The organism is Micrococcus sp. MS-ASIII-49, from assembly GCF_000946635.1.
GTDB classification, from domain to species: domain Bacteria; phylum Actinomycetota; class Actinomycetes; order Actinomycetales; family Micrococcaceae; genus Micrococcus; species Micrococcus luteus.
In genome coordinates this window covers 1-20503 of record NZ_JXSP01000030.1, presented here as the reverse complement: position 1 = coordinate 20503, position 20503 = coordinate 1, and the positions used below count along the sequence as shown (strand labels likewise).

Annotated in this window: 20 protein-coding genes and 1 tRNA gene; 7 read left to right on the top strand and 14 right to left on the bottom strand. The window is 74.4% G+C overall.

Annotation, left to right across the window (positions count from 1 at the left end; translation table 11 throughout):
• Window positions 1-922 (bottom strand): glycosyltransferase (locus SJ20_RS02240; protein ID WP_235281222.1); only part of this gene is annotated, 922 nt, incomplete at its 3' end.
• Window positions 919-2031, bottom strand: coding sequence for a hypothetical protein (locus SJ20_RS02235; protein ID WP_044658802.1), 1113 nt, complete (start codon window positions 2029-2031; stop codon window positions 919-921). The genes SJ20_RS02240 and SJ20_RS02235, both read right to left, overlap by 4 nt.
• A gap of 164 nt (window positions 2032-2195) precedes the next feature.
• Between SJ20_RS02235 and SJ20_RS02230 the strand changes: the two genes are divergently transcribed.
• Window positions 2196-4190 carry a glycosyltransferase gene (locus SJ20_RS02230; protein ID WP_044658801.1) on the top strand — a complete coding sequence of 665 codons (1995 nt, stop codon included), beginning with the start codon at window positions 2196-2198 and terminating at the stop codon, window positions 4188-4190.
• Between the two features lie 28 nt (window positions 4191-4218).
• Here the strand turns inward: SJ20_RS02230 and SJ20_RS02225 are convergent, their stop codons facing one another.
• The 4 genes from SJ20_RS02225 to SJ20_RS02210 form a co-directional block, all read right to left on the bottom strand.
• Window positions 4219-5310, bottom strand: coding sequence for a glycosyl transferase (locus tag SJ20_RS02225; protein ID WP_044658800.1), 1092 nt, complete (start codon window positions 5308-5310; stop codon window positions 4219-4221).
• Window positions 5310-6437: a glycosyltransferase gene (locus tag SJ20_RS02220; protein ID WP_044658799.1), complete on the bottom strand. Its 1128-nt coding sequence runs from the start codon at window positions 6435-6437 to the stop codon at window positions 5310-5312. The genes SJ20_RS02225 and SJ20_RS02220 overlap by 1 nt, the downstream gene beginning before the upstream one ends.
• A 246-nt stretch (window positions 6438-6683) precedes the next feature.
• Window positions 6684-6756: transfer RNA gene (locus SJ20_RS02215), tRNA-Ala, on the bottom strand.
• 34 nt (window positions 6757-6790) lie between these two features.
• Window positions 6791-7201, bottom strand: coding sequence for a hypothetical protein (locus SJ20_RS02210; protein ID WP_044658798.1), 411 nt, complete (start codon window positions 7199-7201; stop codon window positions 6791-6793).
• Window positions 7202-7553: 352 nt separating this feature from the next.
• Here SJ20_RS02210 and SJ20_RS02205 point away from each other — a divergent pair, with 352 nt between their 5' ends.
• Genes SJ20_RS02205 through SJ20_RS02195 form a run of 3 tightly spaced genes read left to right on the top strand, consistent with a single transcriptional unit; the run spans window position 7554 to window position 9644 of the window.
• Window positions 7554-9251: a sodium:solute symporter family protein gene (locus tag SJ20_RS02205; protein WP_044658797.1), complete on the top strand. Its 1698-nt coding sequence runs from the start codon at window positions 7554-7556 to the stop codon at window positions 9249-9251.
• A 33-nt stretch (window positions 9252-9284) separates the two neighbouring features.
• Window positions 9285-9413, top strand: coding sequence for a putative transporter small subunit (locus SJ20_RS12115; protein WP_036383231.1), 129 nt, complete (start codon window positions 9285-9287; stop codon window positions 9411-9413).
• Window positions 9414-9434: 21 nt separating this feature from the next.
• Window positions 9435-9644: a hypothetical protein gene (locus tag SJ20_RS02195; protein ID WP_052833422.1), complete on the top strand. Its 210-nt coding sequence runs from the start codon at window positions 9435-9437 to the stop codon at window positions 9642-9644.
• A 32-nt stretch (window positions 9645-9676) separates the two neighbouring features.
• Here the strand turns inward: SJ20_RS02195 and SJ20_RS02190 are convergent, their stop codons facing one another.
• The 3 genes from SJ20_RS02190 to SJ20_RS02180 are packed head-to-tail and all read right to left on the bottom strand — an operon-like array spanning window position 9677 to window position 12869.
• Window positions 9677-10372: an LUD domain-containing protein gene (locus tag SJ20_RS02190; protein WP_044658796.1), complete on the bottom strand. Its 696-nt coding sequence runs from the start codon at window positions 10370-10372 to the stop codon at window positions 9677-9679.
• Complete coding sequence (locus tag SJ20_RS02185) at window positions 10369-12009, bottom strand: LutB/LldF family L-lactate oxidation iron-sulfur protein (protein WP_044658795.1); 1641 nt, start codon at window positions 12007-12009, stop codon at window positions 10369-10371. The genes SJ20_RS02190 and SJ20_RS02185 overlap by 4 nt, the downstream gene beginning before the upstream one ends.
• Entirely contained in the window at window positions 12006-12869 is an 864-nt protein-coding gene (locus SJ20_RS02180) for a (Fe-S)-binding protein (RefSeq protein WP_036339657.1), read from the bottom strand. The genes SJ20_RS02185 and SJ20_RS02180 overlap by 4 nt, the downstream gene beginning before the upstream one ends.
• Before the next feature lie 201 nt (window positions 12870-13070).
• Here SJ20_RS02180 and SJ20_RS02175 point away from each other — a divergent pair, with 201 nt between their 5' ends.
• Window positions 13071-14732: an L-lactate permease gene (locus tag SJ20_RS02175; protein WP_002857918.1), complete on the top strand. Its 1662-nt coding sequence runs from the start codon at window positions 13071-13073 to the stop codon at window positions 14730-14732.
• Window positions 14733-14832: 100 nt separating this feature from the next.
• The gene (locus tag SJ20_RS02170; protein ID WP_002857917.1) at window positions 14833-15561 is read left to right on the top strand and encodes a FadR/GntR family transcriptional regulator; all 729 of its coding nucleotides are present in this window, start codon (window positions 14833-14835) and stop codon (window positions 15559-15561) included.
• 55 nt (window positions 15562-15616) lie between these two features.
• Here SJ20_RS02170 and SJ20_RS02165 read toward each other — a convergent pair whose 3' ends face one another.
• A complete protein-coding gene (locus SJ20_RS02165; protein WP_044658794.1) occupies window positions 15617-16114 on the bottom strand; it encodes a DUF456 domain-containing protein in 498 nt (165 codons plus the stop codon).
• A 105-nt stretch (window positions 16115-16219) separates the two neighbouring features.
• Here SJ20_RS02165 and ald point away from each other — a divergent pair, with 105 nt between their 5' ends.
• Window positions 16220-17362 carry an alanine dehydrogenase gene (ald, locus tag SJ20_RS02160; RefSeq protein WP_044658793.1) on the top strand — a complete coding sequence of 381 codons (1143 nt, stop codon included), beginning with the start codon at window positions 16220-16222 and terminating at the stop codon, window positions 17360-17362.
• 36 nt (window positions 17363-17398) lie between these two features.
• On the opposite strand, the gene pdxT is transcribed toward ald, so the two are convergent.
• From pdxT to SJ20_RS02140, 4 genes are all read right to left on the bottom strand, one after another.
• The gene (gene pdxT, locus SJ20_RS02155) at window positions 17399-18031 is read right to left on the bottom strand and encodes a pyridoxal 5'-phosphate synthase glutaminase subunit PdxT (protein ID WP_200891082.1); all 633 of its coding nucleotides are present in this window, start codon (window positions 18029-18031) and stop codon (window positions 17399-17401) included.
• Window positions 18028-18972: a pyridoxal 5'-phosphate synthase lyase subunit PdxS gene (gene pdxS / locus SJ20_RS02150; RefSeq protein WP_044658791.1), complete on the bottom strand. Its 945-nt coding sequence runs from the start codon at window positions 18970-18972 to the stop codon at window positions 18028-18030. Before pdxS ends, pdxT begins: the two co-directional genes overlap by 4 nt.
• A gap of 115 nt (window positions 18973-19087) precedes the next feature.
• Complete coding sequence (locus tag SJ20_RS02145; protein WP_041102620.1) at window positions 19088-19573, bottom strand: DedA family protein; 486 nt, start codon at window positions 19571-19573, stop codon at window positions 19088-19090.
• 51 nt (window positions 19574-19624) lie between these two features.
• On the bottom strand, window positions 19625-20470 hold the full coding sequence (locus tag SJ20_RS02140; protein WP_044658790.1) for a CoA ester lyase: 846 nt from the start codon (window positions 20468-20470) through the stop codon (window positions 19625-19627).
• Between the last annotated feature and the right edge of the window lie 33 nt (window positions 20471-20503).

Sequence of the window (20503 nt, the reverse complement as noted above, 5' to 3'; positions counted from 1 at the left end):
GGACCCGCGCCCCCGGCGCCGCGCGCAGCACGGCGTCCACCGCCACCACGGCCGCCGCCGCGCCGTCCGCGCCCTCCGGCACCCGCACGCGCGCCTCGATTCGCAGCGGGCCGGCCAGGGACAGGCCGTGGCCGCGGGCCGTCGTCGCGGGGATGCGGGAGGCCAGCACGAGCGCCTCGCGGGCCTTCACCCGGGCGGCCTCGGCGGCGTCGCCGCGCCCGCCGAAGTCGGCGCCGGCCTGCCACGCCACGGCGTCCGGCGCGTGGTGCAGGGCCGCCCCCACGCGCCACAGCCGGTGCGCCAGCTCCCAGTCCTCCCCGCCGTAGCCCACGAAGGCGGGGTCGAAGCCGCCGGCGTCCTCGTAGATCTCGCGCGCCACCGTGAGCACGGCCGAGATGACGTACCGGTAGCCGGTGGAGTCGGCGCGGCGCAGGTCGTCCGTGGCGCGGTACCCGTCACCCAGCCAGGCCGGCTCGGCCAGGCGGGAGCTCTCCGGCACCTCGTCCCCGGGCCGCCATCCGTGCGCCCAGGCCCGTTCCAGCCAGGCCTCGGCCAGGTGCCGCCGCCGGCCCACCACCGCGGCGTCCCGGGGCGCCTCGGCCACCGCCGCCAGGGCCGCGGCGAGGTACCCGGGCTCGGGGAGCATGTCCCCGTCGAGGAAGGCGAGCACGTCGCCGTCGGCCGCCTCCGCCCCGAGCGCCCGGGCCGCCGAGGCGCGGAACCCGCGGTCCGGCTGGCGCACGGTCACCACGTCGAACGGCAGGCCCGGGTCCACCCGGGGCGGGACGGGCGAGCCGTCGTCGGCCACCACGAGCTGCAGCCCGCCGGTCAGGCCGCGCTGGGCCGCGAGCGCGGCCGTGAGCCGGTCGAGGTCCGCCTGGGCCCGGTAGTAGGGCACCACCACGGAGACGGCAGCGCTCACGTCCACCTGTGCACGCGGCGGAGCACGTCGAAGAGCATCCGCGCGCAGTCCTCGGCCCCGGGCGAGAGGTCCACGGCGGGGTCGAGCCACGTGCGCTCGGGGTCCTCGACCGCCTCGGCGATCGCCTCGGCCAGCGCGAAGGCCGGCGACCCGTTGGGGTGCACGAGCCGCAGGGTGCCCGGGCGCAGGCGCTCCATCTCCTCCGTGTAGCGGCCGGCGGAGGCGATGGCCCGCCGCCCCACCGAGGTCCACGCCGCCAGGGACCCGGACGCGGACACGTTGCGGTGCGCCGCGAACGGGATGCCCGCCGAGAGCAGGGCCGCGTCCGCGAACTCGTCCGGCACGAACCCGGTGACGCGGAACTCCAGGCCGCGCGCCTCGGCGTCGCGGGTCAGCTCCGCCACGAGGTCGTCATGCCCGATGCTGACGGGTCCGAGCGCCGTCAGCCGGCGCGGCGCCCCGGAGTCCGGGCCCCACTGGCGGTGCAGCTCGGTGAGGGCCTCCAGGGCGAGGGCGTGCCCCTTGCCCGGGTAGACGAAGCCGAAGAGCACGAGGTCCCGGTCGAGGCCGGCCATGCTCTCCGGCACCACCGGCTCGGCGCGGGCGGCCGCGGCCCGGCGGTCCTCCACGGGCAGCGGGACCACGTCCGCGGCCACGTCCACCAGGTCCGCCAGCAGCGCCCGCTCGTGCTGCGAGGAGACCACGACGCCGTCCACCGCCTGGGCGAGCCGCGCGTATGCCTCGCCGCGGCGGCGGTAGCGGCCGTCGCCCTCGGCGGGCTGCGGGATGTCGTGCAGGGTGAGCGTGGTGCCCTCGGGCAGGACGTCGACGAGCAGGTCCGCGGCGGCGGTCGCGGTGGGGCCGAACAGCGCGTCCGTGACGTCCAGGTGCACGGCGGCGCCCAGCGCGCGCGCCTCCTCCAGCAGGGGCACGAGGCCCCGGAACGCCGCGACGTCCTCTGCCGTGAGCAGCTCCACCTCGGCGCCCGCCCGACGGAGGGCGGCGGCGGTCTGCCGGCCATGGCGCACCACGCCGTGCTCCGGCGCGCCCACGGTCACGTACAGCACACGTCCCTGCGGCTGCGAGTCCACGTCCACGATCCCCTTCACCTGCGGCGGCGCTCCTCGACGCGGCGGCGCGCCGGAACGGACAGGATGCCGCTGCTCCGATTCTCCGATCCTGCCCTGACAGACTAGATTCCGCGACCCCCGACCCGGGACGGGGACACGCCGCCCGCGCGGCATCGCATCCCCAGGTCAGGAGGCCCTCCCCCGTGAGCATCACCGTCCAGCACGTGCCCGCGCAGCACCCGTACACCCGCGCGATCCGCCCCCTCGACCCGGGCGCCGCGCCGGACGTGGAGTTCCTGCCGGACCCGCCGGTGCCGGGCGCGCCCGCGCACCAGTGGTGGCCGCCCCGGGCCCTGCGCGCGGAGTGGCTGGCCGAGCACCGCCCGGACGTGCTGCACGTGCACTTCGGCTTCGAGCACTTCAGCCCCGCCCAGCTGGCCGCCGCCCTGGACGCGCAGCACGCGCACGGGGGCGCCGTCGTCGTGACCGTGCACGACCTCGAGAACCCGCACCTGACGGACCAGGGCCCCCACCGGGACCGCCTGGCCGTGCTGCTGGGCCGCGCGGACGCCGTGCTCACGCTCACCCCCGGCGCCGCGGCGACCCTCGCCCGCGACTACGGCGTGCGCGCCCTCGTGGTCCCCCACCCGCACATCGTCCCGCTCGAGGACCTCGTGGCGCAGGGCGACGACGACGCCCCCGGCGCGCTGCCCCCCGACGCGTCCGATGACGGCGACGGCGCGGCCGCCCCCGCCCGCCTGCTGGTGCACGCCAAGGACCTGCGGGCCCAGGTGGCCCCGGTGGCGCTGCTGCCGGTGCTCGCCGCCGCCGTCGGGACGCTGGCCGAGCGCGGTGTCGACGCGCGGGTGACCGTGGAGGTCCAGGACACCGTGCAGGACGAGGACGCCCTGGCCGCGCTGCGCGCGGGCTGTGCCCACCACGGCTTCGAGCTGTGGCAGCACGACCGGCTCGACGACCCCGCCCTGCACGCGCTGCTGCGCGACGTGGACGTGTCCGTGCTGCCGTACCGCATCGGCACCCACTCGGGCTGGGTGGAGATGTGCCGGGACCTGGGGGTGCCGGTGGCCGTCGCGGACATCGGGCACATCGCGGACCAGTCCGGCGCCTGGTTGAGCCCCGACTCGCTCGCCGCGTTCGACCCGGAGGATCCCGACTCCCTCGCCGACGCGCTCGAGACGCTGGTGCGCGCCCGCGCGCGCACGGCCCCCGCCGACCCGGCCGCCCGGGCCCGGCAGCGTCGTCGCGTGGCGGCCGCCCACGTGGCGGTCTACCGCGAGGCCCTCGCCCGGGCGCGCGGGGCGCTGCCGAGCGTGTCCGTGCTGGTCATCACGGGGCACCGGGACGAGCACCTGGCCCGCGTGATCGCCGGGCTGGAACGCTCCCACCGCCGCCCGGACCAGGTGGTCGTGGTGTTCATGGGCCAGCCGGACGGGCGCGTCCCGGCCACGGACCTGCCCATCACGGTGGGGCACGTGGCCGCCGACGCCGGGCTGCCCCTGGCGCAGGCCCGCAACCGCGCGGCCGAGCTCGCCACCGGCGAGATCCTCGTCTTCCTCGACGTGGACTGCATCCCGGCCGCCGAGACCGTCGGCGTGCTGGCCACCGAGGTCGCGGCCCACCCCGGGTCCGTGGTGATGGGCCGGCCCCGCTACCTGCGGCCGGGCTGGACCCGCGACGTCGGGGAGGCCGACCTGACCTCGCATCGCGCCGACGCCCTGCTGCGCCGCCTCTCCGTGCCCCACCGGGCGCGCGCGCACCTGACCGCCGGCCCCTCGGACGAGTGGCACCTCGTGTGGACGCTGATCCTGGCGCTGCGGCGCGCGGACCTGGCCCGCATCGGCGGTTTCGACGCGGGCTTCACCGGCTACGGCGCCGAGGACACGGACCTGGCCTTCCGCGCCCGCGACGCCGGCCTGACGCTGCGGTTCAGCCCCGCCGAGGCGTTCCACCAGCACCACGGCGTGATGACCCCGCCGCTGCACCACCTCGAGGACATCCTGGTCAACGCCCGCCGCTTCCGGCAGGTGCACGGCCGATGGGCCATGGAGGGGTGGCTGCGCGCGTTCGCGGACGCGGGGCTGATCGCGTGGGACCCCGAGGGCGAGCGGCTCGAGCTGCTGCGTCACCCCACGGAGGCGGAGCTGACGGCCGCCCGCCGCGACGACGCCGCGTACTGAGGGGCGACGCGCCGGGGGCGATCGGGGCTCAGCCCAGGGCGCCCTCGATCGCCGCCTCCCAGCGCCGCCGGTACTCGTCCGGCGCCACGAGCAGCAGGCCCGCGAGCCGATCGGCGGCGGCCGGGTCCGCGAGGGCGCCGCGCACCGCGCCGGCCCAGTCCGCGTCCGGGTCCTCCCACGCGCACCACGGCACGCCCGCGGCCCGGTGGATCTCGCGGACGAACACGCGCTGCTCGTCGAACGGCCGCGGCTCGGGGGCGAGCACCACGGGGCGGCCGGAGCGGGCGGCGTCCACCACGGCGTTGTGCCCGGCCGAGACCACCACGACGTCGGCGTCCGCGGCCCGGCGGGCCGGCGCCTGGACCCAGCCGTGCAGCGTCACAGTGGCGGGCATCGCCTCCGCCGCGAGCCCGCCCGGCGCCTCCGGCTCGCCCACCCCGGCGATCGGGCCGTACACCTCCCACGTCGCCTCCGGCACGGCGGACGCCGCCCGGGCCAGGTCCGCTGCCCGCACCCCGCCGCCGCCCGTCCCGGCGATCACGGCGACGCGCGGGGCGGCGCGGGCCGTCGACGTCGTCGTGGTGCGGGTGCCGAGCCGGCCGGTGACGTCCGCGACCCCGAGGTAGGTGACCCGGTCCGCGTGGGCGGCGCGCCAGGCGGGGACCTCGAGCTCGGCGGCGTAGTGGGCGAAGAGGCCGTCGGCCTCGGCGTAGACGAGGGCGTGCGCGGGGTCGGTGCGCTCGCCGTGCATGCGGCGGTGCAGCACGGGCCAGCCCGCCAGGCGCAGGAACAGGGCCGCCTCCACGGACACGTCCACCACGCACACGTCCGGGTCCACCCGTTGCGCCGCCGCGTGGAGGGCGTCGAAGCGCGCCCGGATCTCGGTCCCCACCGGGGACCAGTGCAGGGGTGAGCGGGCCGGCTGCTGGTGGCCGGGCACGAGGTCCGAGGGCAGCGGGATGACGGGGACGTCCGCGGGCAGCAGTTCGGCCGCCCGGGGGTGGGCGGTCACGACCGTCACGTCGAACGCCCCGGTCGACGCCAGGCCGGCGGCGTGCCGCAGGTGCCCCGCCCCGTGCTGGTGGGCGTAGTAGAGGACCCGCCTGCGGGCCGGAGCCATCAGAGGGACTCCAGGTCCGCCGCATCGGCGGACGGGCGCGGGACCCCCTGCGGGTCGAACCCGTACGCGTCCTCGGCGGCGGCGAGGTCACGGGCGTCCTCGGCGGCCTGCTCGAGCAGGTCCACGTAGCCCTCCACCATGGTCTCCGCGCTGAACCGGCAGGCCCACGCGCGCACGCGTCCCCGGTCCTTGCGGCGGGCGTGACGGATCGAGACCGCGAGCTCCTGCGCCGTGTGGTGCACGGCCAGTGCGCCGGCCTGCGGGGCGACGATCTCCCCCATCGCGCCGCTGAGCAGCGCGGCCACCGGCACGCCGAGCGCCATGGCCTCCACCACGGCGAGCCCGAACGGCTCGGCCCACAGGGGCGTGGCCAGGAAGACCTCGCCCGTGGCGAGCATGTGCGGCAGCGCGTGGTGGTCGAGGTGGCCGTGGTAGACGGTGTCCGGGCCGAGCCGCGGCACGACCTCCCGGGCGTGGTACTCCTCGTCCGAGATCGGCCCGGCGAAGTGCAGCTCCATGCCCGCGATCCGGGCGGCGTCGATCGCCACGTGCAGGCCCTTCTCCGCCGTGATCCGGCCCGACCACACGGCGCGGCCACGCACGGGGACGGCGTCGGAGACCCAGTGGTGCAGCTCGATCCCGTTGGGCACCACGTCCACCCGGGGCAGCCGGTGCTGCCAGGCCAGCGCGTTCGACGCGGACACCGAGGCCCACCGGTGGTGGTGGGGGGCCGTCCAGTCCGGGGCGTCGACGACGGCCAGCACCTCCGCCAGCGTGGCCGGCGTGTGCAGGACGGTGACCATGGGGCGGGCGCGCAGCAGCTCGAGCGGCGCCGGGGAGAGGGAGTTGTTCAGGACGGCGTCGGAGTCGTCGTCGAGGATCAGCGCGCAGGCCCGGCGGGCGGCCTCCTCGCGCACGCGGGCGCCCGCGCGGCCCGGGCCGGCGCCCTCGGCGGGCAGCACGGCGACGACGTCGCCCGGCAGCCGGGTGCCCTCCCGCGCGTAGACGGTGACGTCGTGGCCCCGGCGCACGAGGTGCTCCACGGTCATGGCCGTGTGCATCTCCAGCCCGCCCTCGTAGGGCGAACGAATGGGGTGGAGCATGTGGGTGAGCACGCTGATGCGCATCGGCGTCCCCTTCCCGGCCCGGGCCGGGCCGAACGGCCCCGTGCGGGGCGGCAGAAGCGCGACTGACCTGCGGTGACACGACCGCATCACGTCCGCGCTGACGTACCCCGGCACTGTAGACACCCGGCGGGTCCCCCCGGAAGCGCCGGCCCCCCTCCCGGGGGTGAGGGCAGGGCAAACGCACACGCCCCCGTCACGAGAAAGTCCCGGCCCGCGACCTCGAGGATCGCGGACCGGGACGGCCCGTGGAGCTAAGGGGAATTGAACCCCTGACCTTTTCATTGCGAACGAAACGCTCTACCAACTGAGCTATAGCCCCAGGTCATGCCCTCCCGCGGGAGCGCACCCGAACATCATACGCCCGCCGCCCCCGATCCTCCAATCCGGCGACTCCACGCGGCGAGCACGCCGAGCACCACACCCGCCAGGTCCGCGACGTCGTCCACCGGGTCCCCCGTCCGCAGCGGCACCCACGCGTGCTGCACGAGCTCGCTCACCGGCGCGTGCACCGCGAACGGCAGCGCCCACCACGCGCTCCGCCCCCGCCACACGGCGAGGAACGCGGGCAGCGCGAACACGGCCACGTGGATCGCCTTGTCCAGTCCCGGCACGGTGAACCCGGCCTCCGGCACCTGCTCGCCCGGCAGGTACAGCACCACCAGCTGCACCGCGACGGCGACGGCCAGCGCCGCCGCCAGGGCGCGGCGCCGTCGTGGGGAAGCGGGGGCGGAGGGAGCGGCCGGGGAGCCGGAAGGAACGGTCATCCGCCCATTCTGTCCGGCTTCTGCGCCGGGCACTCATGGTCCCCGCCCTGCTGAAAAGGCTCTATGTTTTTGCCATTTCTGCGCCGATCATGTGATGATCGCGCCATCCGGGTGGGCTCGTTCCGCCAGGATGCCGGTGTTGACAGCGCCGCCCAGGGCCGAGGGACCGCGATGGCTTGAGCAGAGAGCTCGCCGTTCGTGGACTCGGGACCCGGCGGGATGCCCTCCACCTCCCCGGCCCCCTGGCCGCGACGTGATCGGTACGCCACCTTCCGCCCTGTGGAGCCGTGCCCTGACCGGACCGCGCCGGGGGATCGGGACGTCCACAGTCACTCGTGCGAAAGGAAGTCCGATGCCGCCCTCCCAGGACGCAGCATCCCTGACCCAGCTCGGCGTGATCGGGGTGATCCTGCTCGTCGCGCTGTTCTACGGCGGGACCATGATCATGTCCGTGGCCATCTCCAAGAAGAAGGAGAACGCCGACGCCTACATGACGGCCGGCAATCGGATCGGCTTCGGCGTGTCCGCCGCCTCCATGACGGCCACCTGGATCTGGGCCGCCTCCATGTACGCCTCCGTGACCGCCGGCTACACGTACGGCGTCTCCGGCCCCCTCCACTACGGCCTCTGGGGCGCCCTGATGATCCTGTTCATCTACCCGTTCGGCCGCCGCATCCGCGCGGTCGCGCCGCGCGCCCACACCCTCGCCGAGGTGATGTACGCCCGGCACGGCCGCTCGTCGCAGCTCATGCTGGCCGGTTCCAACGTGCTCGGCTCCGTCATCTCCCTGACCTCCAACTTCATCGCCGGCGGCGCCCTGATCTCCCTGCTGTCCCCGCTGTCCTTCGGCGCGGGCATCCTGATCGTGGCCGCGGGCGTGCTGCTGTACACCCTGTGGTCCGGCTTCCGCGCCTCCGTGCTCACCGACTTCGCGCAGGTGATGGCCATGCTCGGCGCGACCGTCGTCATCATCCCCGCCGTGTTCTTCGCCGCGGGCGGCCCGGGCATGTTCCAGGCCGGCGTCGAGGCCGGCCACGTCACGGCCCAGCAGCAGAGCTTCTTCTCCTCCGAGGCGTTCATGAACCAGGGGGCGCCGTACATCGCCGCCGTGCTGGCCTACGCGATCGGCAACCAGACCATCGCCCAGCGCCTCTTCGCCGTGCGTGAGGACCTCATCAAGCCCACCTTCATCACGGCCACCCTCGGCTACGGCGGCACCGTGATCGGCGTCGGCATGCTCGGCGTCATGGCGCTCTACCTGGGCGTCGAGCCGCTCGACGGCGACGTCAACAACCTCCTGCCGCAGATGGTCGCCGACCACCTGCCGCTGGCGCTCGTGGCCCTGGCGTTCCTGATGATCATCGGCTCGCTGTCCTCCACCGCCGACTCGGACCTGTCCGCCCTCTCGTCGATCGTGATGACGGACGTCTACGGCCAGTCGGTCGGCCGCCAGAACGCCGACCCGAAGACCATGCTGCTGATCGGCCGCATCACCATGATCGTGGCGACGGCGGCGGCCCTGTACTTCGCCACCGCCAAGTTCGACATCCTCGACCTGCTGGTCTTCGTGGGCGCCCTGTGGGGCTGCCTCGTGTTCCCCGTGATCGCGTCCTTCTACTGGGGCAGGATCACCAACGTCGCGTTCACGGTGTCCGTGCTCGCCGCGCTGGCCGTGTTCCTGCCCGTGCGCTTCGAGTGGATCCCGCTCGAGGGCGCCTGGGCGTTCGTGGTGGAGACCCTCGCGATCCTCGGCGTGGGCGTCGTGCTGGGCATCATGTGCTTCGGCTTCTTCGGCCTGCGTCCGGCGGTCGTGGTCGGCGCGATCGCCTCGGTCGTGATGCTGTTCCTCGGCTACGGCTTCCTGCGGGACTACGCCACCCTCACGGGCTCGCTCGTGGCCTACGCCGTGTCCTTCCTCGTGTGCTGGGGGCTGTCCGTCCGCTCCGGGCAGGACTTCGACTTCGACCGGATCGCGCGCGTGACCGGCGACTTCGACCCCGCGACCGAGGACCTGCCGCAGGTCGAGCGCGCCTCGGCCCCCGTGTCCTGATCCCCCGTCCACCGACTCGCAAGGAGCATCCGCATGACCGTCGGTCTGACCCTGTACGTCCTGATGTGGCCCGTCCTCGTGCTGGCCGTCCTCGTCTCGATCGCCCGCGGCTTCGTCGCCGACTGGGCCGCGGCCCGCCGCGAGGGCCGCTCGATCATCTGAGGCATCCGCCGGGGGCTGACCGTGGCCGTGGTGGTCCTCGCCCTCAACGCGGTCTTCGGCCTGACGCCCGCCGAGACCTCGGCCGCCATCCCGGGCATCGCCGGGCTCGGCCACATGCTCGTGACCGCCGGTCTCGCGCTGCTGTTCGTCGCCCTGTACGGCGGCGTGCGGGAGCGTCAGGCCCACCTCGAGACGGGCCGCGCCGGCGGCGCCGTCGTCGAGGGGGCCTGACCCGCTCGCTCCCCTGCCCGACCGCGCCCGCGTCAGCGAGCGCGGTCGAGCAGGATCACGTCCAGGCGGCGCGGCCCGTGCACGCCTTCGACGCGCTCGAGCTCGATGTCGCTCGTGGCCGAGGGACCGGAGATCATGGTGATCGGCGCCGTCGCCTCCACGCGGGCCAGCGCCTCCGGGAAGAGCTCCACCACAGAGTCCAGCGGCACGATGCACACGTGGTGGTCCGGGACCAGGGTGATCGCCCGGCGGCCCTCGTCCGGGCGGCCGCTGAGGAAGATCGTCCCGGTCTCCGCGCAGGAGACCGTCGAGGACGTCACCACCGCGTCCACCTCGTTCAGCGCGTCCACGCTGAGGGGCTCGCGCTCGCCGTCGTGGGCGCCGCGGACCGCGGCCCGCTCCCCCGTGTGACCCACCGCGGGCTCCGTGATGCGCTCCCGGCCGGCCCCGCGCGAGTCCGCGGGGAGCCAGTCCGGCTCCAGACCGGCCGGCACCACGTACCGGGCGTCCGGGCCGAGCAGCTCGGCGATGGCCGCAGCCACCGTCTCCTCGGTCTCGTCCCGCACGGAGGCCCGGTAGTCGATCAGCCGATCGCGCAGCATCTCCACCACCTCGGCCCGGTCCCGGGAGGAGGTCCGCCGGTAGGTGCGCTGCACCGGGTCCGCGACCGGCCCGTCCGCCGTCGCCTCGCGGATGCGCCGCAGGATCTCGGCCTTCGCCTCGCTCATCGTCCGCCCTCCTCGACCTGCTCGTCCTCCTGGCGGTCCAGCCCGGCGACGCCGTCCAGGGCGGTCCGGTGCTCGGTCTCACCCTTGTGGCGGGCCCACCAGTTGCGGAAGGACTCCCGCGGGGGCGCCGGCACGTCACGCTCGTCGGTCCACCCGCCGGCGATGCCCGGCAGCCAGCCGAGCACCCGGTCTGGCCCGGCCGCGACCCGGCCCAGCCCCAGGCCCCGCTCGGCCAGCGACATGCGCCGACCCGAGGACATCACCACGGAGGCGCCCTTCATCGCCACGTCCATCTGCGAGGGCGTGACGGACTCCACCGCCGCCTTGGCGCGGGCCAGGGGGCCGGCAGCGGCGTCCTTCTCCGTGCGCAGGGCCTTCCGGGCGGCGTGGGTGGCCTGCACGTCCTCGTCCCGGAGGTGGATGAGGATCGAGGGGATGTCGATGGCCACGGGGCACACGTCGTAGCACGCCCCGCACAGCGTGGAGGCGTAGGGCAGGGTGCCGTTCTCCCCCGCGTCCACACCGGTGAGCTGCGGGGAGAGGATCGCGCCGATCGGGCCCGGGTAGACCGAGCCGTAGGCGTGGCCGCCGGTCTGCTCGTACACGGGGCACACGTTCATGCACGCCGAGCAGCGGATGCAGTGCAGCGCGGAACGGCCCTTCGGGTCGGACAGCACCGCGGAGCGGCCGTTGTCCAGCAGGACCAGGTGGAACTCCTGGGGACCGTCGCCCTCGGTGACGCCCGTCCACATGGAGGTGTACGGGTTCATCCGCTCGCCCGTGGACGAGCGCGGCAGCAGCTGCAGGAACACCTCGAGGTCCTCGAAGGTGGGCACGAGCTTCTCGATGCCCATCACGGTGATCAGCGTCTCCGGCAGGGTCAGGCACATGCGGCCGTTGCCCTCCGACTCGACGACGGAGAGCGTGCCCGTCTCGGCGACGCCGAAGTTCGCCCCGGAGATCGCCACCTTCGTGCTCAGGAACTTCTCGCGCAGGTGTCGGCGTGCGGCCTCGGCCAGGTCGGCCGGCTCGGAGGTGAGGCTCTCGTCCGTCTCCGGCATCTCCCGGAGGAAGATGTCCCGGATCTCCCGGCGATTGCGATGGATCGCCGGGACGAGGATGTGGCTGGGCCGGTCGTGGCCGAGCTGGACGATGAGCTCGGCCAGGTCCGTCTCGACGGCGGCCACGCCGGCATGCTCGAGCGCGGCGTCCAGGCCGATCTCCTGGGTGGCCATGGACTTGACCTTGATCACCTCGTCCACGCCCTTGGCGGTGACGAGCTCCGTGATGATGCGGTTGGCCTCGGCCGCGTCCCGGGCCCAGTGCACGACGCCGCCGCGCGCGGTGACCTCGGACTCGAGCCGCTCCAGGAGCGCGGGCAGGTCCGCCATGACGGACTGCTTCAGCGCGGAGCCGGCGGCGCGCAGCTCCTGCCAGTCCGGCAGCTCCTCGACGACGCCGGCACGCTTGGCACGGATGGTGTGCGTGGCCCGGCGGATGTTGGCGCGCATCTGGCCGTTCCCCAGCTGCTCGCGGGCAGACTCGGGGAACGGGGTGTTCAGCAGGATCTCGCCCTCGCCGTGGACGGGGCGGACGGTGGGCATTCCCAGGCGCACGCGGGTGGGTGCGGTGCTCATCGGCGGGCCTCCTCAACACGGGCGGACGGTCCGCGGCGGGCGCCGGCGGACGCGGGGATGGACAGTTCGACGGGGCCGTCGACCTCGAGCGGGTTCTCCCGGGTGGCCGCGAGGATCTCGGCGAGGTGCACGGTGCGCAGCGGGCGGCCGTCCTGGCCGCGCGCCTCTCGACGGTGCATGGCCCCGTCCAGGTGGAGCAGGCAGGACGCGTCGCCGCCCGTGCAGAGGGAGGCGCCGGACGCGGTGACCTTCTCGATCTTCTCCTCCGCGATGGCGGCGGAGACGTCCGGGTTCTTCAGGGAGAAGGTGCCGCCGAAGCCGCAGCACTCCTCGGCGTCCGGCAGCGGGCGCAGGTCGATGTCCGCGACGGTGCGCAGCAGGTCCTCCTGGCGCGAGCCCAGGCGCAGCAGGCGCATGCCGTGGCAGGAGGGGTGGTAGGTCACGGTGTGCGGGAACCAGGAGCCGAGCTGGGCCCCGGCGTCCGTCACCCCGAGGACGTCCGTGAGCAGCTGCGACAGCTCGAGGGTGCGGGAGGCGACGACCTCGGCGTCGCGGGCCAGACCCTCGTCCCCGCCGGAGCGGGCGACGTCCGGCTGCTGGTGGCCGAGCGAGGCCACGCAGGAGGCGGAGGGGGCGACGGCGAGGTCGTAGTCGGCCTTCATGAAGGTGCGGACGTGGTTGCGCACGACGGGCAGGGCGTCCTCCATGTATCCGCTGTTGACGTGCATCTGCGAGCAGCAGACCTGGCCGGGCGGGAAGACGACCTCATGGCCGAGCCGCTCGAGGATGCGGACGGTGGCGAGGGCCACCTTGGGGTACATCGCGTCCACGATGCACGTGGCGAACAGGGCGATTCTCATGCCGGTCTCCGTTCCGGACGGGGCGCCTGGGGCGCCGTGCGGTGCCGCAGCACACGGGTGCCGTAGTGGTCAGACCATATCATGCCAGCCGCTTGCGAGGTGACCGCCCTCACAGTACGCTCCTTGGTCTGACCACAGTGGTCCGACCATCACCGGCCCGACCGGATCCCGCCCCGTCCCCTCGCCCACCGGGAGACCCCCGTGCACACCTTCACCCCCACCCCCGATGCCGCCGGCAGCGTCGCGCTCTCCGCCGCGCTCGGCGTCCTGCCCCTGCTGACGTTCTTCGCCACCCTCCTCGGTCTGCGCCTCAAGGCCTGGCAGTCGGGGCTCGCCGCGCTCGTGGTGGCCCTGCTCGTGGCCGTGCTGGGCTTCCACATGCCGGCCCACCTGGCGGCGCTGGCCGCCGCCCAGGGAGCGACCTTCGGCCTGTTCCCGATCGTCTGGATCGTCGTGATGGCGCTGTGGTTCTACCAGGTCACCGTGCTCTCCGGGCGATTCGACGACATGCGCGCGATCTTCGACTCGCTCGGCGGCGGAGACATCCGCATCCAGGCCGTGCTCATCGCGTTCTGCTTCGGCGGCCTGCTCGAGGCCCTCGCCGGCTTCGGCGCCCCCGTGGCCATCACGGCCACCATGGTGCTCGGCCTGGGTGTGCCCCCGCTGCGGGCGGCCACCGCCGTGCTGCTGGCGAACACCGCGCCCGTGGCCTTCGGCGCCGTGGGCACCCCCATCACCACCGCGGGCACGCTCACCGGCATCCCCGCCACGCACATCGGCGCGATCGTCGGCCACCAGGCCCCGTTCGTGGCCGTGTTCGTGCCGTTCCTGCTCGTGTTCATCATCGACGGGCTGCGCGGCGTGCGGCAGACGTGGCCGGCACTGATCGTGATCGGCGCGAGCTTCGCCGTCGCCATCTGGCTGGCCTCGACCTACTTCTCCTACGAGCTCACCGACGTCGTGGCCTCCCTGGTCTCCCTCGCCGCCGCCGTCCTGCTGCTGCGCTTCTGGCGGCCGCGGGGCGCCGAGGAGGCCCGCCAGCGCCTCGACGCCCCCGCCCGCGCGGCGGCGCAGGACCTCACCCCCGGCCGGATCTTCATGGCCGTGCTGCCCTACATCGTGGTCGTGGCCGTGTTCGCCCTGGCCAAGCTGGTCCCCTCGATCACCGCGGCCCTGAACTCCGCCACCGCGAAGATCCCGTGGCCCGGGCTCGACGGGCACCTCGTCGACGCCTCCGGCGCGCCCCTGGCGAGCACCGTGTACAAGTTCGAGTGGCTGGCCTCCCCCGGCACGCTGCTGCTGATCGCCGGCCTGATCATGGCCGTGGTCTACTCCCGGTTCGACCACGACGGCCGGTTCCCGCTCTCGGTGGGGAACGCGATCGCCGAGATCGGCCGCTGCTTCGCCCGCATGCGCTGGTCCGCCCTGACGATCGTGATCGTGCTCTCCCTGGCCTACGTCATGAACTTCTCGGGCCAGACGGTCGCCATGGGCACGTGGGTGGCCGGCCTGGGCGCGGCCTTCGTGTTCCTGTCCCCGGTGCTCGGCTGGCTCGGCACCGCCGTGACCGGTTCGGACACCTCCGCGAACGCGCTGTTCTCCACCCTGCAGCAGACCGCCGCCACGAACATCGGCGCCGATCCGGCCCTGCTGGTGGCCGCCAACACCTCCGGCGGCGTCGTGGGCAAGATGATCTCCCCGCAGTCCCTGGCGATCGCCGCGACGGCGGTCGGCATGGAGGGCCGGGAGTCCGAGATCCTGCGCCGCGTGGTGGTGTGGTCGCTCGTGCTCCTGCTGGCGGTGTGCACGCTCGTGTACCTGCAGTCCAACGTGCTGGCGTGGATGCTGCCGGCGGCGGGCTGACCGCCTGCACCACCCGAGCGGGGCGGCGTCCGTCGGTAGGATGGACGGTCGCCGCCCCGCCCCCTCGGGTCGCCGCCCCGCCCCCTCGGAAGGTCCGTCCATGACCGCTGCCCCCGCCTACACCATCGTGCTCGACTGGCTCGAGGCCGAGCTGCGCTCCGGCGCCGTGGTCGTGGGGGACAAGCTGCCCGGCGAACGCACCCTGGCCGAACGCTTCGGGATCTCCCGGGCGTCCGTGCGGGAGGCCACCCGGATGCTCGAGGCCATGGGCCTGATCCGCGCCAGCGCCGGCTCCGGGCCGAACTCGGGGGCCGTCGTCGTCTCCGAGCCGTCCGCGGCGCTGGGCTGGGCGCTGCGCCTGCACATCGCCACCCGGTCCCTGCCGATGGCCGACGTCGTCGCCGCGCGCGTGCTCCTCGAGACCGATGCGGCGCAGGCGGCCGCCGCCACCTCCGGCGACCCCGAGAGCGTCGCCGTCCTGGCCGAGGTGGAAACCCTGCTGGACCGGATGGACGACCCCGCGCTGCCGGAAGAGGACTTCCACCTGCTCGACACCGAGTTCCATGTGCGGCTGGCCACCCTGGGCGGGAACGTCGTGACGGCGATGATGCTGGACTCCCTGCGCCAGGCGACCATCGGCTACGTGACCGAGACCGTGGCCGGGCTGTCCGACTGGCCCGCCGTGCGCGCCGGCCTGCAGGCCGACCATCGGCGGATCCTCGCCGCCTCCGCCGCCGGGGACGGCCGGGCGGCCGCGCAGGAGCTGCGGGAGCACGTCCTCGGCTTCGCCGCCCTCGCCCAGGCCGGCAGGGTGCCCGCCGGCGGCTGAGCCGGCGAAGGATCCGGCGCGCGCGGGGTCCCGCCGGACGGACGGCTCCGGCGGTTCAGGCGGTGAGGCCGTGCACCAGGGCGCCCACGCCCACGGCGGTCAGCGAGCCCAGCGCGCAGCAGAACTCCACGAGCATGCCCATGCCCATGGCCGTGAGCGCGCCGATCGAGCTGCTCAGGGCGGCCCGGGCGTCCCGGGTGCGGGCCCACTGGGAGGCGAACAGGCCGACGGCGAAGCCGAGGAACAGACCCACCACCGGGATCACGAAGAACCCGACGGCGGCGCCGGCCACCCCCCACAGGATCGGGCCGCGGGTGACGCGTTCACGTCGCAGCCGTCGGCCGGTCAGCACCGCGGACGCGCTCAGCCCCGCCACGGCGAGACCGGCCGCGATGACGCCGAACGTCCAGGACGCGGGGGAGCCCAGCAGCGCGGCCCAGCCGAGAGCCGTCACGAGGTTGAGCAGCGAGCCGGGCAGGACGGGGTACACGGTGCCCACCAGCCCCACCAGGAGCAGGAGCACGGCCACGAGGGAGATCAGCGCGGGAGTCACCGCACCAGTATGACGGGACGGGCACCGCGGTGACGTATGCATGGGCGATCGCGCAGCGGCCCCCGCGCCCTCGCTGGAACGTGCCGGATGGGCTAGATTCGCCGCATGTTGGTCGCCGTGCCCACCGAAGTGAAGAACAACGAGTTCCGTGTGGCCCTGACGCAGGGCGGGGTCCAGGAGCTGGTGCGAGCGGGCCACCAGGTCCTCGTGCAGTCGGGGGCCGGCGCCGGCTCCGGCGCCTCGGACCAGGACTACCGCGACGCCGGCGCCGAGCTGGTCGACGACGTCGACGAGCTCTGGGAGCGCGCCGAGCTGGTCCTCAAGGTCAAGGAGCCGCAGCCGGAGGAGTACGGTCGCCTGCGCCGCGGCCAGGTCCTCTTCACCTATCTGCACCTGGCCGCCTCCCCCGCGTGCACGCGGGCGATCCTGGACGCCGGCACGACGGCGATCGCCTACGAGACGGTCACCCGCGGCCGCTCCCTGCCGCTGCTGGCCCCCATGAGCCAGGTGGCCGGCCGCCTGGCCCCCGCCGCGGGCGCCTACCACCTCCTCCAGCCGCAGGGCGGCTCGGGCGTGCTGATGGGCGGCGTGCCCGGCACCCGCCGCGCCCGGGTGGCCGTGATCGGCGGAGGGGTGGCCGGCGAGGCGGCGGCCGTGATCGCCGCGGGCATGGGCGCGGACGTGACCGTCCTGGACATCTCCCTCGAGCGGCTCGCGCAGCTGGACGCCGTCCACCAGGGCCGGATCCGCACGCTGGCCTCGTCCCACCTGAACATCGGTGAGACCGTGGCGGACGCGGACCTCGTGATCGGCTCCGTGCTGATCCCCGGCGCCGCGGCCCCGAAGCTGGTGACCGCCGAGATGGTGGAGTCCATGCGGCCCGGCTCGGTGCTGGTGGACATCGCGATCGACCAGGGCGGCTGCTTCGAGAACTCGCGGGCCACCACCCACCAGGACCCGACGTACCTCGTGGGGGACAAGATCTACTACTGCGTCTCCAACATGCCCGGCGCCGTGCCCCAGACCTCCACCTCGGCCCTGACCAACGCGACGCTGCCCTGCATCAAGCGCATCGCCGACCTCGGATGGCGTGCGGCGCTGGCCGCGGACGAGGGCTTCGCCGGCGGCCTCAACGCCCACGACGGCGCGCTCACCCTGCCCTCCGTCGCCACGGCCGTGGCCGACGAGCTCGGCCTGGACCCCCAGAAGGACGTCCGCGTCACCTCCGAGGTGCTCGCGGAGGCCTGAGCCCCGCGCCCGTCGCGCGCGGGGCCGGCCGGCCGCTCAGAGCCCCGCGAGGAACGCCCGGTGGAACGACCAGTCGCCGGTCACCTCAGGGTGGAAGGCCGTGGCGAGCAGGTGGCCCTGCCGCACGGCCACGGGCAGCCGCGCGTCGCCGTCGAGCCCCGGTTCCGCCGCGGGCACGGACAGACGCGACGTCGGCACGCTCGCCAGGACCTCGACGCCCTCCCCCGCCTGGAGGACGGCGGGGGCGCGGATGAACACGGCGTGCACCGGCTCCGCCGCGACCGCGGGGACGTCCAGGTCCTCCTCGAACGAGTCGACCTGCGCGCCGAAGGCGTTGCGCCGCACGGCCACGTCCAGCACGCCGAGCCCGCCCTGATCCGGCGCCGGGTTGCGGATCTCCCGGGCCAGCATGATCAGCCCCGCGCACGTGCCGTAGGCGGGCAGGCCGTCGCGGAGGGCGGCGATGAGCGGGTCCTTCAGCCCCATGATCCGGGCGAGGCGGTCCATCACGGAGGACTCGCCGCCGGGCAGCACGATGCCGTCCAGACCCTCGAGGTCCGCGGGGCGGCGCACCGGGCGCGTGCGCGCGCCGAGGGCCTCGAGCACGTGCACGTGCTCCCGCACGTCGCCCTGGAGGGCGAACACGCCGACGGTCTTCTGTGGACTCACCAGCCGCGCTCGGCCAGGCGGTGCGGGGCGGGCAGGTCGCCCACGTTGATGCCCACCATGGCCTCGCCCAGGCCGCGGGAGGCCTCGGCGACCGCCATCGGGTCGTCGAACTGGGCGGTGGCCTTGACGATGGCGCGGGCGCGCTCGGCCGGGTTGCCGGACTTGAAGATGCCGGAGCCCACGAACACGCCGTCGGCGCCCATCTGCATCATCAGGGCCGCGTCGGCCGGGGTGGCCACACCGCCGGCGGTGAACATCACGACGGGCAGGGTGCCGGTCTCGGCGACCTCGCGCACCAGCTCGTACGGCGCCCGCAGCTCCTTCGCGGCCACGTACAGCTCATCCTGGGCCAGGCCCTGGAGCTGGGCGATCTCCTTGCGGATGGTGCGGATGTGCTTCACGGCCTCGGAGACGTCGCCGGTGCCGGCCTCGCCCTTGGACCGGATCATGGCCGCACCCTCGGTGATGCGGCGCAGGGCCTCGCCGAGGTTGGTGGCGCCGCACACGAAGGGCACGTCGAAGTCCCACTTGTCGATGTGGTTCACGTAATCCGCCGGGGAGAGCACCTCGGACTCGTCGATGAAGTCCACCTTGAGCGCCTGCAGCACCTGGGCCTCCACGAAGTGGCCGATGCGCGCCTTGGCCATCACGGGGATGGACACCGCCTCGACGATGCCGTCGATCAGGTCGGGGTCGGACATGCGGGCCACGCCGCCCTGGGCGCGGATGTCGGCCGGGACCCGCTCGAGCGCCATGACGGCCACGGCGCCGGCATCCTCGGCGATGCGCGCCTGCTCCGCGTTGACGACGTCCATGATCACGCCGCCCTTCATCATGTCCGCCAGGCCGCGCTTGACGCGGGTCGTGCCGGTGCCGCGGGCGCCGTCGTCGGCGGCGGAGGCGGTGGAGGCGGAGAAGCTGCGGGCGCGCTCGTCGCTCATGGTGGTCCTTCCGAAGGGGTGGCGGCCCCGGCCGCGGGGCGGCTGGCCGGGGCGAAGACGCGGTCAACTCTAGTCCCCCGGCGGCGAAGCCCGGCCCGCGTCACGGACGACGACGTCACCCGGCCCCGTGCCGGCGCAGCGTGCGGCGTCGGCGCCACACGACGAACGCAGCCACGGCCGCGAGAATCAGCACGAGGGCGAGGACACCCCGGCCCTCTCCGAGCGCCGCGCCGATGACGGCCCACACCACGGCCATCCCGACGGTCCCGTACACCACGCCCCACAGGAACGTGCCGAGCGCGGCCGCCGGCAGGAACCGGCGCCAGGGCATGCGGGCGACGCCGGCGGAGCCGATCACCGCCGTCTGGATGCCCACCGTGAGGTAGCAGAACGGGATGGCCCACACCCCGTGGCGCTGGATGAAGCGCTGGGCCCGGACATAGACGGGCCCCTCCATCACGCGGGCGAACCAGCGGGTCCGCTCGACGCCGGAGGCCAGCCCCCGCCCGAGCGAGAACACGATCAGGGTGCGCAGGATCGCCAGCATCCAGAAGAACCCGATGGACCACAGCAGCGGCAGCCCGTCGATCCACGCCATCATGGGCGGAGCCACCCGTCGGTGCGGGGACTCATGCGCGCGCCCCGGCCGTGCTCACGCGTTCCAGAGCCCGTACGAGTCCGCGAGGTCCGCGATCTTCTGGGCGCGCAGCACGCGGGGCAGGTACGAACCGTCGCCGACGGCGGCGCCCTGCGCGTGCTTCTCGAGCAGGTCGCGGGCCCACGCAAGCTCGTCCTCGGACGGGGACATCGCCCGGTTGACCCAGTCCACCTGATCCCGGTTCAGGACGAGGCGGCCGGTCATGCCCATCGAGGCGGTGACGACGCTGGACTCGATGACCGCGTCCTCACCGTCCGTGTTGCCGGGCGGTCCGTCGATCGCCCCGGGCAGACCGCCCACGCGGGAGGCGATCACCATGCGGGAGCGGGCGTAGGCCATGGCCAGCGGGTCCTCGCCGACGCCGACGTCCTTGCGGAAGTCGTTCACGCCGAAGGCGAGACGGAACGTGCCCGGCGCCTTGGCCACGGCCGTGGCGTTCTCGATGCCCAGGGCGGACTCCAGCAGGGCGATCACCGGGGTGCCGGCGCGCAGCCGCATGGCGGTGAACGTGACCTGCTCCGGCTCCTCGGTCTCGGCCAGCACGACGCCGCGCACGCCGTCGAGACCCGTGAGCGCCTCGAGGTCCCGCTGCCAGTGGTCCGTGGAGGTCGCGGAGATGCGCACCCACGCAGTCATGCCGCCGGAGAGGGCGTCCACGACGTGCTGGCGGGCCGCGTCCTTCTGCTCCTCCGGCACGGCGGCCTCGAGGTCGAAGATGACGGAGTCGGCCTCGGAGGCCAGGGCGGGGGCGAACGCGTCGGGGGTGGCCGCGTTGACCAGCAGCCAGGAGCGGCTGAGCTTGGCGGGCAGGGCGGCGGCGCGACGGTTCCTCACGGGCATGGCCTCCAGCCTAGCTGTAAGAGGTCATGACGT